Source organism: Paenibacillus sp. 2TAB26 (assembly GCF_052115145.1).
GTDB lineage: Bacteria > Bacillota > Bacilli > Paenibacillales > Paenibacillaceae > Pristimantibacillus.
Genome location: NZ_JBFRGC010000020.1, coordinates 1 through 15,307, shown reverse-complemented (window position 1 = coordinate 15,307; position 15,307 = coordinate 1). Strand labels below are relative to the sequence as shown.

Here is a 15,307-nt window from a genome sequence, read left to right as displayed (position 1 = left end):
AGTCATTCATTTCACAAGTCGACCTTACAAGAGGGGGAAATGGAGAATGTTAAGCGAGGGGTTATTATTTAAAGAAGATGTCATTCTTACGTGGATGAGGGAGCGTTTCTTGCGAAACCTGGTGTCTAATGCCCGTGCAATGAAGTCGGATTTAAAAGAAAGCTTATCCAGGCTTCAGCTTAATCCCTATTACACTTTTCCTGTTATGGCTTTGGTAGAACCGACGATCCCATTTGAAGATGAGCATGAGAAAATCATTTATTTGGAGCAAATTCGGGATTATATGCAAAAAAAAATGACCGAAGGCAGCGTCGTATTTGTGGATGAGGAGGGCAGAATTGGCATGCTCTTCTCATGGGTATCGAAGGAATCTATCGAGAAGATGCAGACTATGCTCAAAGAGCATTTTCTTCATTCCTTTAATGTCGGTGTGGGCAAACCATGCAGTCAATTATATGATATTGTTCATTCCTATCGACAGGCTGCGCGCGCGCTGCAGTATAAATTTTATAGTGGAACGGGCAAAATTAATTATTTCAGCGAGCTGGGACGCTTGGAATCGCTGCAGCAATACCCATCAGATAAGGAGAAGCAGCTTTTTGACGTTTACAAAGCCGCAGAGACAACCGCAGAGATTGAAGAAAGTGTTCACCTTTTTTATGCTGAGCTGCTTCATGATGGACCGATTGATACACAGAGCGTATATGATGTGACCGTTAGGCTTCTCGTCGGAATAGAAAAACGTGTATTATCAGAGACAGAACATGTTAGCATGTATGAGCGGTTTGACGTGATGTCGATCGTGAAGCTTGCGACTTTGGATGAAATTAAACAGTATGTCATTCATTTTTTAATTGGATTGAAAGAAGTGTTCTCGTACAACCAGAAGGAGAGCCACCGCAGCATTATCAAAAAAACGATTCATCATATGGAGCAGGAATGCCAATATGTATCCTTGCAAAGTGTGGCACAGAAAGTGTATATGACGCCAACCTACTTAAGCCTGCTATTCAAAATGAATACAGGAAAAACGTTCATCGAGCATTTGACGGACATTCGAATGGATAAAGCGAAGGACATGCTAAAGAGTACCCATTACAAAAATTATGAGGTAGCAGAGAAGGTCGGCTACCAAGATCCGCGGTATTTCAGTCAAATCTTTAAGAAAAAGGTCGGGCTCTCGCCTAGTGAATATCGGGAAACGATTGGTAAGTAAAAGCATCTCATATGAAAAGGACTCTAGCGGCGGCGTGATCCAGTTAGAGTCCTTTTTCTCATATTTAAACCACAATTGCTAGTTTCAAACGAATTGCCTAGAGCCGAACATCGCTTTGCGGTCCGTTTCGATCCCTCATTTGTGCTTCCTCAAGCTCAGTATCCCAGTTTAGATGACGATATTCCTCGGCTGCGGCATCATTTTCGAACCAGTTCAAGAAATCTGTCCAAAGGGCAATGTCCCATCCGGCATCAATTTGTGCTGTCGAGTATACGCTGTCACGCAGTCTAACGAAACCAAACACATCACGTACTTGGGATTTTTCCGCTTGTACGACCGTCAGCTCAGCTAAATGAGGCGGAATAAAAATAACGCCAGAAGGAGTGCCGAGTACTACATCGCCAGGCATACAAATAGCCTTGCCAATTCGTGTTGGAACGTTCATGCCTACCATTGTAACGTCCGCAATCGCAGTAGGATCGCTGCCGCGATAATACACATTGATATTATCGATTTCTACGATTTGCTGATTATCGCGAATGCCGCCCCAAATGACAGCACCGCCACGCTTCGTGCGTGTGGAAATAGCTGTAGATAAATTCCCGCCTACGTATGTGCCGAGATGCACTTTATCAAACATATCCACTACTGCGACGTCATCCTCTACAAGCGAATCAATAACCCATTGGTTGAAAAAGCCTTTTCGGTTTTCTTGCTCATGTCCACAATTAAGCAGAGCTTCATGCAGATCAGGTCGTTTAGGCACCATTACAGCTGTAACAGCGCGTCCAACCATTATTTTATTCGGATGGACAATTTTGAAATCACCTTCGAACTGAAAGGCATAACCTCTGTTCCAGAGAGGGCCCCAAGCCTCCTCCAAAGTGATTTTGCGCATGCGCCTTAGAACATCTTCGGATACTTTAGGACGTCCATTCGAAAAGCGTTCACCCTCCCAAAGCGGCGTAAGCTGGATCATATCTTCCGGATTGTCAAATTTCATCTGAGCACCTCTTTCGCAATAGTGTGTTTGAAGGCTGCTGTTATTTGCTTTCTATGTCTATTGTTAGGGACATTCCCATATTTGTCGATGCGACTTTCTTAAGGTATTTATGGGGCAATCTATGAATTTTTCACACTATATAAAATCAAACGATTTCATAATTTCTTCACCTTCATTCATGTAACCGCTTTCGTATAAAGTAAAGGAACATTATCTAGGAAAGGGGACGAGATGATTAGAGTGAAAACAGAGACTGTTATACCTAAACGAAAGCAGGCAAAAACGAAGCGCAAACAGCAAGGAGCTGCTCATTTAGCCGGATACATTTTTATATCCCCTTGGCTAATCGGTTTTTTGCTGTTGACGCTTTGGCCCATTGCACAATCGTTTTACTTGTCTTTTACCGAATATTCTTTGCTGGAGGACCCGATATGGACCGGCACGGACAACTACACCAAAATATTTACTGGTGATTCCACTTTCACGAAATCGCTAAGCGTGACGTTTATGTTTGTATTATTCTCCGTTCCATTAAAGCTGTTTTTCTCCCTTATGGTCGCATTGGCACTCAATAAAAACATTCGAGGCATGAATATTTATCGGACGGCAATTTATTTTCCATCCTTAATCGGAGGAAGCATTGCGGTAGCAGCGCTTTGGCGCAATATGTTCGGGATAGACGGTTATATCAATCAGGTACTCGCTTGGTTTGGGATTGAGGGGGTAGGCTGGATATCCAATCCGGACACCTCGCTTGGCACATTGATTTTACTCAATACGTGGCAATTCGGATCAACCATGGTTATTTTTCTAGCTGGGCTTAAGCAAGTGCCGCAAGAGCTTTATGAATCAGCCTCTGTAGACGGTGCCGGCAAGGTAAGGAAGTTTATAAGCATTACGCTGCCGATGCTCTCGCCGGTTATGTTCTTTAATCTCGTGCTGGGCATTATCGGATCGTTTCAAACGTTTACCTCAGCGTTCATTATCACAAAGGGTGGCCCTATTAATTCAACCTATATGTACGCTATGTTCCTGTACGAGAAAGCGTTCAAGCATTATCAAATGGGTTATGCGTCTGCACTTGCTTGGATATTGCTAACCATTGTTGCGCTTCTCACGCTTATTAACTTCGCAGCCTCGAAATATTGGGTGTTCTATGAATCAGATGGGGGGAAAACCAAATGAATTCGCTGCGTTCGAAGCTGACGAGCCATTTGTACCTATCCCTGTTCTCTATTCTGATGCTGTATCCCGTCATCTGGTGGGCAGGAGCCTCTTTAAAAAAGACAGAGGAGCTAAGCTTGCCGACGATCTGGCCGAAGACACCCATGTGGAGCAATTACTGGGATGGCTGGCACTTCTCATCGGAATATACGTTTGCACATTTTTTTGGCAACACACTGCTTATGGAGCTGGGCAATGTCATTGGCGGCGTTGCTACGGCTGCGATCGTAGCTTATGGCTTCGGAAGGCTAAACTTCAAGCTGCGCGGCTTCTGGTTTTCCATTTTATTGCTGACCATGATGCTTCCAGGACAGGTAACCGTTGTCCCGCAGTACATTTTGTTCAACAAATTAGGATTTGTGGACAGCTATGTACCGCTCGTTCTTCCGCATTTTTTCGGAGGCGGCGCATTTTTCATTTTCTTGCTTGTGCAATTTATTCGCGGAATCCCGAAAGATTTGGATGAGGCCGCAACGATTGACGGAGCAAGCGTTTACGGAATCTTTTGGAGAGTGATCCTGCCACTGCTGAAGCCCGCACTTGTTACCGTAGCTATCTTCACCTTTATATGGAGCTGGGACGACTTTTTTGCACAAGTGCTTTATTTAAGCTCCGTTGACAAATTTACTGTTGGGCTGGCACTGCGCATGTTCATCGATCAATTCGACATTCAGTGGGGGCAATTGCTAGCCATGTCCTTGCTGTCGATCTTTCCTTCGGTAATCATCTTTTTCTTTGCACAGAAGCATTTTGTCGAAGGAATTGCTACTACAGGATTAAAAGGGTAAGTCATTTCATTTCACAAAGGAAAAGGGGATGTAAGAAGATGAACAAAAACGGGTCAAGAAGCTTGGGGCTGTTGATGCTGGCATTACTGCTCGTATTGACCGCTTGCAGCGGAGGTGGAAGCAGCAATGGAGGGAAGCAAACGAATGAAGGAACGAAGAGCACAGCAAAGCCGGACGATGCAGGCGGCAAAGCAGCTGGCGCCAAAACAACACTCAGCATTATGTGGTGGGGGCCGGATGCCCGGCACGAGGCAACAAAAAAAGCGCTAGACATTTACTCCCAGCAAAACACGAACGTATCTTTTAAGCCGGAGTTTATGGCATGGGATGCATTCTGGCAAAAGCTTCCGACACTTGCTGCTTCGAAGTCAATAACAGATGTACTGCAAATGGATGCTGCCTACATTCAAGAATATGTATCGCGCGGTCAGCTAGAGGATCTCTCTGACATTGACCTAAGCGGCATTGTTGATCCATCCGTGATTTCTAATTTGCAAATAGATGGAAAATTGTACGGTATTCCACTAAGTCAGAATGCACAAGGCTTAGCTTACAACAAAGCGGAGCTGGAGCAATACGGGATCACGCTTCCGCATAAGGATTGGACTTATGATGAATTTTTTCAGTGGGCAAGAGATGCTCGGGCGAAGCTGCCTGATGGGAAATATCCGATCGGTGATACAACCACTTGGGATAGCTTCAACTATTACCAGACGTCGATGGGCAAACCGCCCGTTATGTCCGATGGCGGGAAAACATTTACGCTTGATAAGGATTTGTTTATGACCTTCTACCAAACGTATGAAGAGTTCCGCAAAGCGAAAATCGTACCTCCTGCAGAAAAAGCCGCTTCATTTCTGGAAAATGACCCGCAAGCTGATCCAATGGCATCCGGCGTCGTAATGACAAGAGGAGCAACAACCGGCTCTGTCAGCGCTTTAGAGCAGCTTATGCCAGGAAAGGTAGGCGTAGTAAATCTTCCTGTTGGTCCTGCGGGTGGCGGCTGGGCGCAATCAACCATCTTCTTAAGTGTAAGCGCGAATTCCAAAAACAAAGATGAAGCGAAGAAATTTCTGAGATGGTTCGTTACCGATAAGGATGCAGGCAAAGCGCTTGGTCTCACACGCGGCATTCCGATCAACCCTGACATTTATAAAGAGCTGGAGCCAACTCTTGAGGCTAAAGATAAGCTCGGCAAAGAAATATATGACCTTTCACTAGACAAGGCTTTGCCGTTCTATCCGCCGGCAGCAGGCTTCTCCGAATGGGTTGATACGTATAAGAAGGAGATGGAGGCTGTAACCTTCGGCCAGCAATCGATTGAAGATGCCTACAAGAAAATAGACAAGATGGGCAAGGAATTGGCAGCAAAAGTGGCTGGTTAATAAAATATGGAGGTGGTATCTGGATGCAGCTAGCAGAGTTTTTCTCATCGCAGCCAGCAAGATTATGGCTTTTGGCAAAGCAGCTTGGCATTGAATACGCAGTTGGAGGACTTCCATGGGAGGAAAAGCAGGAGAAACCATGGGATCTGATGCCGCTTATTCGCATGAAACAGCGCTTTGCAGATTCTGGTCTTACGCTTAACGTGATCGAATCTATGCCTCCGAGCAATGAGATTAAGCTTGGAACGGCAGAAAGAGATGCCGAAATCGAAGTGTTCCAGCAATTTATTACGAATATGGGTGCAGCCGGTATTCCTGTCCTTTGCTACAATTTTATGGCTCAGTTCAATTGGTTTCGAACATCGACTACCACACGGACGAGGGGCGGAGCACTTGTGTCCAGCTACGATCACAGCCTCATGAAGGATGCGCCGCTCACCGAGGCTGGCCTTATTAGCGAAGATCAGCTTTGGGAAAATCTTCAATACTTCATGGAGCGAATTGTCCCTGTTGCAGAGAAAGCAAAAGTGAAGCTTGCGCTACATCCCGATGATCCTCCGATCACACCTATTAGGGGGATATCGCGTATTTTGACAAGTGCAGCTGCCTTGCAGCAAGCAATTGATTTAGTTCCAAGCGCATATAACGGCATTACTCTATGCCAAGGAACACTCGCAACGGCTGGAGAACATATTCCGAGCGTCATCCGCCATTTTGCAAAGCAGGATAAAATGTTTTTCGTCCATTTCCGTGATGTTAAAGGAACGCCGGAAAAGTTTGAGGAAACGTTCCACGATGATGGGCAAACCGATATGCTCGAGGCGATGCATACGTACTATGAAGTAGGCTTTAACGGACCAGCAAGGCCAGATCATGTGCCGACGATGGAAGGCGAGGATAATGCGAATCCCGGATATGAGCTGTTGGGACGCTTATACGGTATCGGTTATATCCGAGGTTTAATGGAGGCAGCTGCTGCTGCTGCGCGATTATCAAATGAAGCTAAGACGAGTGTTAACATTTCGGGATAACCTCCATACGTTCATAAAGCAAGCACCTTCAACTCCACATATCGTGTGGAACTGGAGGTGTTTTTTTAATGCTCATCTTTTCTCAAAGCGCAATCGATACATCAAACATGAAAAAACGGAACGCTATTAAGCGTCCCGTTTTGATCCCCACAGTATTAACATACTAGCTCCAAAGCCGATCATTGGAATGGTAATGATTCCAATTGTCCGTATGCTCCCACAGCCCTGGGATTTTTGGATGCAGATGCTGTGCTAGTACCTCATCATTCAAGTCGTCAATGCCCAGACCAGGCGCATCTGTCATATGAATGAAGCCATTCTGAACGAGCTTGTTCGGAAGCTTGCTGCTAATGATAATATCATCCCACCATGGCACCTCACAGGAATGATACTCTAGCGCCATAAAGTTCTCTGTCGCTGCTGCTACATGTGCTGCTGCGAGACAGGCGATAGGACTCTCAGCCATATGGATCGCCATGGCCACACCGTATTCCTGTGCCATATCACCAATTTTTTTCGTTTCCAAAATGCCGCCAGTCGTCAGAACGTCTGGATGAATGACCGACACCCCGCCAGCTTGAAGCAGCGGCCTGAAGTTTTCTTTCAAATAGATATCCTCACCTGTACATATCGGCGTTGCAACAGCACGCGCGAGCTTCGCATACTGCTCGGTATACTGCCATGGAAGCATATCCTCCATCCAAGCCAAATTAAATTTATCGACGCGGCGGCCAAGCTTAATGCAATCTTCAAGACCAATATGACCAAAGTGATCTACAGCAAGCGGAACCTCATAACCAATTACAGCGCGTACATCCGCCACATATTGCTCCAGCATATCAAGCCCTTTATCCGTTACATGAATCGCCGTGAAAGGATGGGGGATGTTGTGAATATCATAATGTTGATTTCGGATATCACGAATCTCTTCTTCGGTTAAGGTGTCATGGTTTGCACTGTAACGGTTTTTGGAAGCATTTCGCATTTCATCAATGAAGCCTATCGGAGCACTTAAAGTACCTGGCTCATTAATAATTTGACCGATGCCAAGATCCATCTTTAGGAAAGTGAAGCCTTCCTCCATACGCTTCTGAAGCGCGAGTCCCATGGCGGTGCCGGTATCCTTGCCGACGACCTCGGTATCGCAGTACATTCGAATTTTGTCACGGAACTTGCCGCCGAGCATTTGATAGATCGGTACGCCATATGCTTTTCCAGCCAAATCCCATAAAGCGATTTCAAGCCCGCTCACACCACCGCCTTGACGAGCATGACCGCCAAACTGCTTTATGCGGCGAAAAAGCTTATCGATATTGCATGGATTTTCGCCTAATAACCGACCTTTCAGCATTTGCGCATAAACTTTATCAGCTCCATCACGTACTTCACCAAATCCGATTAAGCCTTGATTCGTATACACTTTAATCAAGCTGCTATGAAACGGCCCGCCTACAATATCGGTGAAGCGAATATCCGTAATCCGAAGTGCGGAAGGACTTGCATGCTTGCTCACATGGGCTAACGTTTCTTCATAAGAAGGATTGTTGGACACGAAAGGTCACTCCTTGTTTATAAGTTAGGTATTGAATGGGGTTGATCTCATTCATTCAGTTAAGCTAGAGCAGCATACTGCCGCCATCAAGTCGAATGGCTGAACCGGTCATGAATTCGCTTTCATTGGATGCGATGAAGCATACGAGCTGAGCTACGTCGAGTGGACGGCCAACACGGCCAAGCGGGAATTTATCATGTATAGAGCGGGTCGTTTTTTTATGCTTCGCGACGTCCTCGACGGACATGATTGGCTTCGATTCTCGGGCACTTTGCTTGCCGACATCAACGGCTCCTGGCTCAATCGTATTAACGGTAATCCCATACCTTGCAAGCTCAATTGCGCTTTCTCTGCCTAACATGCGAATACCGCCCTTGGTCATGGAATATATGGCATCGAAGTCGGTGGGGCGCTTGCTATGAACAGAAGACATATTAATGATGCGTCCAGACTGCTTTTCCTTCATATAGGGAACGACGGCTTGTATGCATTGCCAGTAGCCTTTTAAATTAATGTTCATCATGCGATCGAAAGAGGCTTCATCATGCTCAAAAAATCCATAATTCAGCTGCAATGCCGCATTATTAACCAAAATGTCAATGCCGCCATAATGCTCTGCAGTGGTGGAGACCATCCGTTCGATTTCATCTTTTTGCGAAATATTCGCTTGCACGATCATCGAGCTTCCACCGAAATCATCAATCATCTGTTTGGTATGAAGCGCACCGGCATCGCTCTGATTATAATGAATGGCAACCATAACCCCTCGTCGTGCAAGCTCGATTGCAACGCCTTTGCCAATTCCTGTTCCGGCGCCGGTAACTAAAGCGATTTTGCCAACGATACTCATTATTCACCTCCATACCGGCGATTACGGTTTTTTCATTTTGAAATTCATATAATGAAGCAAAAAACCGCCATCCAGCCTTATATCTGCACCATTAATGAGTCTCGCCTCATCGGAAGAGAGAAAATTCACAAGCTCGGCGATATCTTCATTGCTGCACAAAACAGCATTAGGCACCTTATATTCGTAATCGTTGTACAAGGTGGATAGGTGACTGTGAAACAACTCATCGTCGCCAGCAACAGAACCCACTTCAATGGTATTGACACTGATCCCATATCGCCCTAACACAAGAGCTGCTTCTTTGGACAGCATTTTAACTGCACCTTTTGCAATACTGTAGGTAAACGCTGAACCAGTCGGTTTCTCAGCATGAATGGAAGAGACATAGATGATTTTCCCAGCTAGCTTCATCATCATTTGTTTGCCGACAGCCTGCGTACAAATAAATGCCGATTTGGCGTTTACTGCGATGCTTTGCTGAAAAAGCGCTTCATCTCCATCTTCAATTGTGCTTGGAGAAATCTCATTATTGTTGTGAACGAGAATATCAACCGTACCAAGCTGCTGCTCCGTGAATAGAAGCATATCCGTGACTTCAGCAGTTTTACAAAGGTCAATGGTAACTACGACCGCCTGCAAGCCTGCGTCCTGTACTAGCTTTAATTCTGACCCAATCGCAGAGCCTCCTGAATGACTATTCAAAATAAAATGCGCTCCGCTTTCCTTTAAACGTCGAATGATCGCTTTCCCGCTGTCACTGTCTGAATCCGTAATAAATACAACCTTATTTGGCAATCGCATAGATCCCCTCCAAGGAACAGACATAAAATGATGTATATAGCCTTATTTTAGTTACTTTGGTTCAAGCATAGCGATGCTGTAAATTTATGATTTTGTTTGATTTCTTGCATAATCCGCCAATACTGCAACAACCCTATGACTGCATTCGTTATTAAGGAAGAATAGGAATCCAAATGGAAGGGAAAGCCATGCGCAAAATAAAAAAATTCATTTTCATCACGCTTCTAATGATTATTTTAGTTCCGTTTATTTTGAACTACTCGAACTATCGAATGACTAGAGTCCATAACGATTATGAAGTCTTATTCACCGAGCAGCTTAAAGCAGCTGTACATAAGGGAACCACATTTGATATGAAGGAAGTCGCGCCATTTGATTGGGATAAAATGTTTGTTTTTGAAGCTTATCGCTCAAGAGAAGAGATGGAGAGAACAGTCGGACGAGAATGGACCAATGAAGCCTCCTACACCGGATATTGGATAGATAGAAAGATAAGCGGACAATATCCTTTGCTGGATGAGTCGGTACATAAACTGGTTTTTGTGAAAGGGAATAAAGTGGTGTTTGATACTACTCTAGACCGAGCAATAGCTGACTTCTCGGTTAGCAGCAGCATGATTGATCGCGAGCATTCCCGATATACCATTATGAAAACAGAACAATCATTTGCTACGGTTTATAATGTATTAGAAGAGTAGATAGATTGATAGACTAGGGAGCATCTAGAAAAAAATGACAGTCTAGAACGATTACTCCTGTTCTGGACTGTCATTTGTTTAAATCATTGATGAACAAACTAGGAAACAGGAGGGAGCTTAGTCTTCGTTGGCTTGGCATAACCCTCTTTATACGTTTCGTCGATAATTTGGCGAATCCGATCTACTTCGATCCCTGAAGACTTCATTGCTGCGGTTGTTACAGCAATTTCGATGCATACGCCGCAGCGAGTGCCATGATCGTCCCAGACAACAGAGCCGTCTTCCTTTATTTCGGCGATAAAGCAATTGAGATTGCTTTGGTGTCCCGCGCTTTCGCCACACCCGCAGTAACAAGGGATATAGGGCAATACATCCGTAACCGTTGCAGCGGTTTGATAGGCGATACGCAAGTTGTCAGAGGCGCCATCTAGAAAAGTTGGTAAAATATCAAGCGATGCTGTCGTCTCTTGCAAATCGCCAGATGCTGTTTGATGATCACCATGATTGCCGCCATTTGCTTCATGTGCGTTCGTTGCTGATCCAGCTGAATTTGTTTGGCTGCTGCATGCGCTGAGCAGCATCGAAGAGAGCAGAACCGAATAGAGTGTGGTTTGGGCTAATCGTTTCAAGTATAGCAGCTCCTTGTTTCTATTAATTGGTTTTATTATAGCATTTTCAAATATTAAAAGAGTAACGTATATGGTACTATTAATTGACGATTTAGATCGTTTAAGCCGTAAGCTCTCCCGTTTAATCGTAACAAATGCCAAGATACAAAAAAGGAGCGATTGTCGATGAAGGTATTGTTTATTGGTGGAACAGGATTAATAAGTGAAGCTGTTTCTAAGCTCGCGTTAGAACGCGGAATTGAACTTTACCTTTTTAACAGAGGGAAACGAGACGAGTTTGTACCAGAAGGGGCAAAGGTCATCAAGGGTGATATACGCGACCCCGAGCAGGCTGCTGCTGCACTTGAAGGCTATCAGTTTGATGTGGTAGTCGATTGGATTGCCTTCACGCCGGAGCATGTCAGCACGGACATTGCGTTGTTCCGTGGACGAACGAATCAATACATATTTATAAGCTCAGCCTCTGCTTATCAGAAGCCGCCTAAGCACTATATCATCACAGAGGATGCAACACCGCTCGAAAATCAGTACTGGCAATACTCGCGTGACAAGATTGCATGTGAACAGCTGCTGCTCGATGAGCAGGCGTCATCAGGTTTTCCAGTTACTATCGTAAGACCGTCATTTACCTATGGCGATACGATGATACCCGCTGCCTTAAACAGCTGGCAGCATCCATGGTCTCTGATCGCAAGAATGCGTGCGGGGCAGCCAGTTATCGTGCATGGTGATGGGTCTTCTTTGTGGACGATGACACATAATTCCGATTTTGCCAAAGGTTTTGTCGGCTTGCTTGGACGTGCTGAGGCGATCGGAGAGGCGTATCATATAACTTCAGACGAAGTCCTTACGTGGAATCAAATCTATGAAGCGATTGGTTCAGCAGCTGGCGTAGAGCCGAAGCTTGTCCATATTTCTTCCGAGTTTCTTATTTCGCATGACCCTGATCTTGAGGGCGGCTTGCTCGGCGATAAATCTGTCACGAGCGTATTTGATAACCGCAAAATCAAAAGCTTAGTTCCCGATTTTTCAGCGGATCTTTCCTTTGAGGAAGGGATTAAACGGACGGTTGCATGGTTTGAGGCTCACCCTGAGCGATGCACCGAAGATGATGAGTGGAACGAGCAGATGGATACGATTATCGCTGCTCATGCAACCGGATTTAAAAAATAAAGCGCAAGCAAATGACGAAAATATAGATTTTAAGCCGTACATTTAGAGCAATAAAAAAATTTTTTTAGCGATTTTTATAGATAAAAAAAAGTGCTTATCCTCTAGGGATGAAGCGCTTTTTTTGTGTTTTAAACCTCGATCCCTAAATGCTAAAAAATTTCTCATAATTTACAAGAAGCATAAAAACTCGTCTTTTGAAGGAATGAGCGACATATAATCTTCACAGACCGTCCACTGTTTCTTGATGCCTGCTTATTCTCGCCATCTAACTTATATCGTAACAGGTATACTTCATTAACTTAAGGGAGAGGTATAATCATGCGAAAAAAGTTGAACCAGCATTTATTAGTTTACTTGCTCATTTTATCGTTAGTCATTACTTTAGGCATGTACGTCCAACCTTTAAATAACGAACCGGATTCACAAGCTTTAGAAACGTCTGCAGCAGATCCATTTTCCTTAACTACCCTATCACCGCTTGTTGTTGACAGCTTAGAGAACAATAAAAAAGTCATCGCTTCACCCACTCCAGCACCTATACCTGTAATATTCAACGAGATTAGCGCAGCTACAGTTAACGCATCTGATCAACCTCCAACCATCCCGCTTGAAACGACTCTTGAAGTTGAACAACCGCCAGCCATCGCTGAAAAACTAATGAATACATATGAGGTTACCGCGTATTACCTTAACATTCGAACAAAACCGAGCGCCACTTCGGATATTATAAAGGTTGTAGAAAAGGGAGCAAAGCTTGAAATTACAGAAGAAACAGACAATGGTTGGCTTAAGCTGCAAAATGGTGGATACGTACATGGCGGATATGCAAAAAAGGTGAAAAGTGAAGTTTCCGTATTATCCCTTGCTGCTGATGTTAATCGTCAGCCTGCCACTGCACTTAAGGCAAAAAGCGAGGAGCAACGTATAGATAAAATAGAAATTTTAGAAGAAGCAGTAGAGGAAGAACTTATGAAGCCAACATCAGCTGTAGAGTCTGATTCTGGCCTTACCATCGAGCATATTGAGAAAATATTCGAAGGAACAGCACTATCCGGGCATGATTTGGAACAAGCTATCCTTGAAGTGGAGGATGAATACGGCATAAATGCTTATTTTACAATAGCCGTGATGAAGCTGGAGAGTGGAAATGGCAAAAGCAGGCTGGCCAAGAGCAAAAATAACTTATTTGGCCTCAATGCGATAGATGGCGATAAATACAATAAGGCGTTCAGCTTTGAAACCAAAGGGGATAGCGTACGAAAGTTTGGACAGCTCTTATCTAAAAACTATGTGGGCAAGGGACTGACTACCATTGAGAAGGTTGCCCGAAAATATTGTCCCGCCAACTCTAAATGGTCAAGTTTAGTGAAGAATATAATGAAAAGTGACTACAGGAAGCTCTGACATGGCAATTTCCCACCAAGTATGTTATTTTAGGCTCCTAAGCATTTGACGACTTAGATAATAGGAGGCTGCAAATAATTGGTGGATAACGTGCAGAAAATGCCATTCGGCTATGAGCCGCCTGTAGATGAGCTTAAAGGAACGATTGTATACTATGATACATTTGAGCATACAACGGAACGAGAGCTTGATCTAGCCGCAGATTGGGTGCAGGCGCGTTCCTTTCGCAAGCTTGTTCTCTATCCACTGCATGAGCTGAGCATCAAGAGGATGTCAAAAGAGAACGTCAGCCCATTTTATAAGCGGGAAGATCGACTGCATGAATGGAAGCGGGACCGAGCGGAGACGAACATCGTTGTTGAACGTTTTGAAATTAAACGCAAGAAGTATACGCCAATCGATTTTGCTCTAAGACATTTGGCCGAAACCTATCCGAAACCACTATTTGTACTCATGACGGCTGAAATGGCGAATATGTTCGCTTCGTTCTCATCATTCGAGGAATGGATCGTGAAAATCAGGCTTTTGTTGACGGAAGAGCCTGCACAGCTGCATCCACGGCTTTTAAAATATCAGCATCGCTGGGAAGCCATTGTCACCAAATAAACCTTTGAATACATAAGAAAAGAGCTGTCCGTGAGTAACACTCATGGGCAGCTCTTTTTTCTGTTGCAAAACGTTTATTCGTCTAGCCGGTTGATGGGCTATTCGGAACATGGCCTTTTTGATTGATATTCTCTGCTCTGGCCGAAGCTGAATTATTTTCCGCTTCCTTGGAGCTGTCTTCAAACGCTTGATTTTTGCTTGGAATCGATTTGTTTTTGTTGTGAGCCATCCACAATAACCTCCACTAGCGTGATTGCCTAAAACTCCGAGGCTAGCTTAGGTTAACCATGTTTCAGCAAAATAACCAACATCTATAGCTGCTTACTCATTATTTTACGCTAACAACATGCTCTTCGCATGCTGTAGAGCAGAAGCCGTGCTTCGTTTCTTCACATTCCTTACATACGATATGCTGCAAATGACAGGAGTCATCCGCACAATTGATATAGGTATCAGCAGGCTGCTCGCAGTGGTGGCATTTGCCTACAACAACCGCTTCGTCTGTTTGATTAATGACAACGGATGTTCTCTCATCGAATACATAACATTTGCCGTCAAACAGTTTGCCTTGTACTTCCTCGTCCTTGCCGTAGGTTACAATACCGCCCTCAAGCTGGTAGACGTCGTTAAAGCCTTCGCTAAGCATAACGCCAGTAAGCTTCTCGCAGCGAATGCCGCCTGTGCAATAGGTAATGATCGGCTTGTCTTTGAATTCCGCCATATTCTCGCGAAGCCATTCAGGAAACTCCTTGAATGTTTCAAGATCGGGTCTGATCGCGTTGCGGAAATGACCAAGATCGTACTCATAATCGCTTCTGCCATCTAGTACGATAACATCTTCTCTTTGCAAATACTCATGAAATTCTTTAGGTGATAGACGAGTGCCGCTTAATGTATTCGGATCTAAAGGCTTATCATAACGAAGCGTCACTAGCTCTTTCTTGTAA

16 protein-coding genes are annotated in these 15,307 nt (G+C 44.5%); 9 read left to right on the top strand and 7 right to left on the bottom strand.

Going from position 1 to position 15,307, the window contains the following annotated elements; translation table 11 throughout:
* The first annotated feature begins 46 nt into the window (after positions 1-46).
* A complete protein-coding gene (locus AB4Z50_RS22180) occupies positions 47-1,216 on the top strand; it encodes a helix-turn-helix domain-containing protein (RefSeq protein ID WP_441882255.1) in 1,170 nt (389 codons plus the stop codon).
* A 97-nt stretch (positions 1,217-1,313) separates the two neighbouring features.
* Here the strand turns inward: AB4Z50_RS22180 and AB4Z50_RS22175 are convergent, their stop codons facing one another.
* Positions 1,314-2,219 carry an RraA family protein gene (locus AB4Z50_RS22175; RefSeq protein ID WP_441882252.1) on the bottom strand — a complete coding sequence of 302 codons (906 nt, stop codon included), beginning with the start codon at positions 2,217-2,219 and terminating at the stop codon, positions 1,314-1,316.
* 231 nt (positions 2,220-2,450) lie between these two features.
* Between AB4Z50_RS22175 and AB4Z50_RS22170 the strand changes: the two genes are divergently transcribed.
* The 4 genes from AB4Z50_RS22170 to AB4Z50_RS22155 are packed head-to-tail and all read left to right on the top strand — an operon-like array spanning position 2,451 to position 6,647.
* Positions 2,451-3,404 carry a carbohydrate ABC transporter permease gene (locus AB4Z50_RS22170; RefSeq protein WP_441882249.1) on the top strand — a complete coding sequence of 318 codons (954 nt, stop codon included), beginning with the start codon at positions 2,451-2,453 and terminating at the stop codon, positions 3,402-3,404.
* Positions 3,401-4,231 carry a carbohydrate ABC transporter permease gene (locus tag AB4Z50_RS22165; protein ID WP_076265908.1) on the top strand — a complete coding sequence of 277 codons (831 nt, stop codon included), beginning with the start codon at positions 3,401-3,403 and terminating at the stop codon, positions 4,229-4,231. The genes AB4Z50_RS22170 and AB4Z50_RS22165 overlap by 4 nt, the downstream gene beginning before the upstream one ends.
* Before the next feature lie 38 nt (positions 4,232-4,269).
* Positions 4,270-5,616: an ABC transporter substrate-binding protein gene (locus tag AB4Z50_RS22160; RefSeq protein WP_441882246.1), complete on the top strand. Its 1,347-nt coding sequence runs from the start codon at positions 4,270-4,272 to the stop codon at positions 5,614-5,616.
* A 23-nt stretch (positions 5,617-5,639) separates the two neighbouring features.
* Positions 5,640-6,647, top strand: coding sequence for a mannonate dehydratase (locus AB4Z50_RS22155; protein ID WP_441882243.1), 1,008 nt, complete (start codon positions 5,640-5,642; stop codon positions 6,645-6,647).
* A 163-nt stretch (positions 6,648-6,810) separates the two neighbouring features.
* On the opposite strand, the gene AB4Z50_RS22150 is transcribed toward AB4Z50_RS22155, so the two are convergent.
* The 3 genes from AB4Z50_RS22150 to AB4Z50_RS22140 all read right to left on the bottom strand — a co-directional run bounded on the left by AB4Z50_RS22150 (position 6,811) and on the right by AB4Z50_RS22140 (position 9,850).
* Positions 6,811-8,199: a mandelate racemase/muconate lactonizing enzyme family protein gene (locus tag AB4Z50_RS22150; RefSeq protein ID WP_441882240.1), complete on the bottom strand. Its 1,389-nt coding sequence runs from the start codon at positions 8,197-8,199 to the stop codon at positions 6,811-6,813.
* A gap of 64 nt (positions 8,200-8,263) precedes the next feature.
* Positions 8,264-9,049, bottom strand: coding sequence for an SDR family NAD(P)-dependent oxidoreductase (locus AB4Z50_RS22145; RefSeq protein WP_441882237.1), 786 nt, complete (start codon positions 9,047-9,049; stop codon positions 8,264-8,266).
* 21 nt (positions 9,050-9,070) lie between these two features.
* A complete protein-coding gene (locus AB4Z50_RS22140; protein WP_441882234.1) occupies positions 9,071-9,850 on the bottom strand; it encodes an SDR family NAD(P)-dependent oxidoreductase in 780 nt (259 codons plus the stop codon).
* Positions 9,851-10,038: 188 nt separating this feature from the next.
* On the opposite strand from AB4Z50_RS22140, the gene AB4Z50_RS22135 reads away from it, so the two are divergent.
* On the top strand, positions 10,039-10,548 hold the full coding sequence (locus AB4Z50_RS22135) for a hypothetical protein (protein ID WP_441882231.1): 510 nt from the start codon (positions 10,039-10,041) through the stop codon (positions 10,546-10,548).
* Between the two features lie 98 nt (positions 10,549-10,646).
* Here AB4Z50_RS22135 and AB4Z50_RS22130 read toward each other — a convergent pair whose 3' ends face one another.
* Positions 10,647-11,177, bottom strand: coding sequence for a PCYCGC motif-containing (lipo)protein (locus AB4Z50_RS22130; protein ID WP_441882228.1), 531 nt, complete (start codon positions 11,175-11,177; stop codon positions 10,647-10,649).
* 165 nt (positions 11,178-11,342) lie between these two features.
* Between AB4Z50_RS22130 and AB4Z50_RS22125 the strand changes: the two genes are divergently transcribed.
* The 3 genes from AB4Z50_RS22125 to AB4Z50_RS22115 all read left to right on the top strand — a co-directional run bounded on the left by AB4Z50_RS22125 (position 11,343) and on the right by AB4Z50_RS22115 (position 14,360).
* A complete protein-coding gene (locus AB4Z50_RS22125; protein ID WP_441882225.1) occupies positions 11,343-12,350 on the top strand; it encodes an SDR family oxidoreductase in 1,008 nt (335 codons plus the stop codon).
* Between the two features lie 318 nt (positions 12,351-12,668).
* Positions 12,669-13,754 carry a glucosaminidase domain-containing protein gene (locus AB4Z50_RS22120; RefSeq protein ID WP_441882222.1) on the top strand — a complete coding sequence of 362 codons (1,086 nt, stop codon included), beginning with the start codon at positions 12,669-12,671 and terminating at the stop codon, positions 13,752-13,754.
* An 81-nt stretch (positions 13,755-13,835) separates the two neighbouring features.
* A complete protein-coding gene (locus AB4Z50_RS22115; RefSeq protein WP_441882534.1) occupies positions 13,836-14,360 on the top strand; it encodes a hypothetical protein in 525 nt (174 codons plus the stop codon).
* Positions 14,361-14,442: 82 nt separating this feature from the next.
* Here the strand turns inward: AB4Z50_RS22115 and AB4Z50_RS22110 are convergent, their stop codons facing one another.
* Together AB4Z50_RS22110 and trhO are read right to left on the bottom strand one after the other, a co-directional pair.
* A complete protein-coding gene (locus AB4Z50_RS22110; protein WP_179089728.1) occupies positions 14,443-14,589 on the bottom strand; it encodes a hypothetical protein in 147 nt (48 codons plus the stop codon).
* A gap of 99 nt (positions 14,590-14,688) precedes the next feature.
* Positions 14,689-15,307, bottom strand: a 619-nt coding sequence (gene trhO / locus AB4Z50_RS22105; protein ID WP_441882219.1) for an oxygen-dependent tRNA uridine(34) hydroxylase TrhO, incomplete at its 5' end; no start/stop codon positions are given.

Bases quoted from the DNA above. Each gene is read 5' to 3' on its own strand.
- AB4Z50_RS22180 (WP_441882255.1), top strand. From the start codon at position 47: ATGTTAAGCGAGGGGTTATTATTTAAAGAAGATGTCATTCTTACGTGG.
- AB4Z50_RS22175 (WP_441882252.1), bottom strand. From the start codon at position 2,219: ATGAAATTTGACAATCCGGAAGATATGATCCAGCTTACGCCGCTTTGG.
- AB4Z50_RS22170 (WP_441882249.1), top strand. From the start codon at position 2,451: ATGATTAGAGTGAAAACAGAGACTGTTATACCTAAACGAAAGCAGGCA.
- AB4Z50_RS22165 (WP_076265908.1), top strand. From the start codon at position 3,401: ATGAATTCGCTGCGTTCGAAGCTGACGAGCCATTTGTACCTATCCCTG.
- AB4Z50_RS22160 (WP_441882246.1), top strand. From the start codon at position 4,270: ATGAACAAAAACGGGTCAAGAAGCTTGGGGCTGTTGATGCTGGCATTA.
- AB4Z50_RS22155 (WP_441882243.1), top strand. From the start codon at position 5,640: ATGCAGCTAGCAGAGTTTTTCTCATCGCAGCCAGCAAGATTATGGCTT.
- AB4Z50_RS22145 (WP_441882237.1), bottom strand. From the start codon at position 9,049: ATGAGTATCGTTGGCAAAATCGCTTTAGTTACCGGCGCCGGAACAGGA.
- AB4Z50_RS22140 (WP_441882234.1), bottom strand. From the start codon at position 9,850: ATGCGATTGCCAAATAAGGTTGTATTTATTACGGATTCAGACAGTGAC.
- AB4Z50_RS22135 (WP_441882231.1), top strand. From the start codon at position 10,039: ATGCGCAAAATAAAAAAATTCATTTTCATCACGCTTCTAATGATTATT.
- AB4Z50_RS22125 (WP_441882225.1), top strand. From the start codon at position 11,343: ATGAAGGTATTGTTTATTGGTGGAACAGGATTAATAAGTGAAGCTGTT.
- AB4Z50_RS22120 (WP_441882222.1), top strand. From the start codon at position 12,669: ATGCGAAAAAAGTTGAACCAGCATTTATTAGTTTACTTGCTCATTTTA.
- AB4Z50_RS22110 (WP_179089728.1), bottom strand. From the start codon at position 14,589: ATGGCTCACAACAAAAACAAATCGATTCCAAGCAAAAATCAAGCGTTT.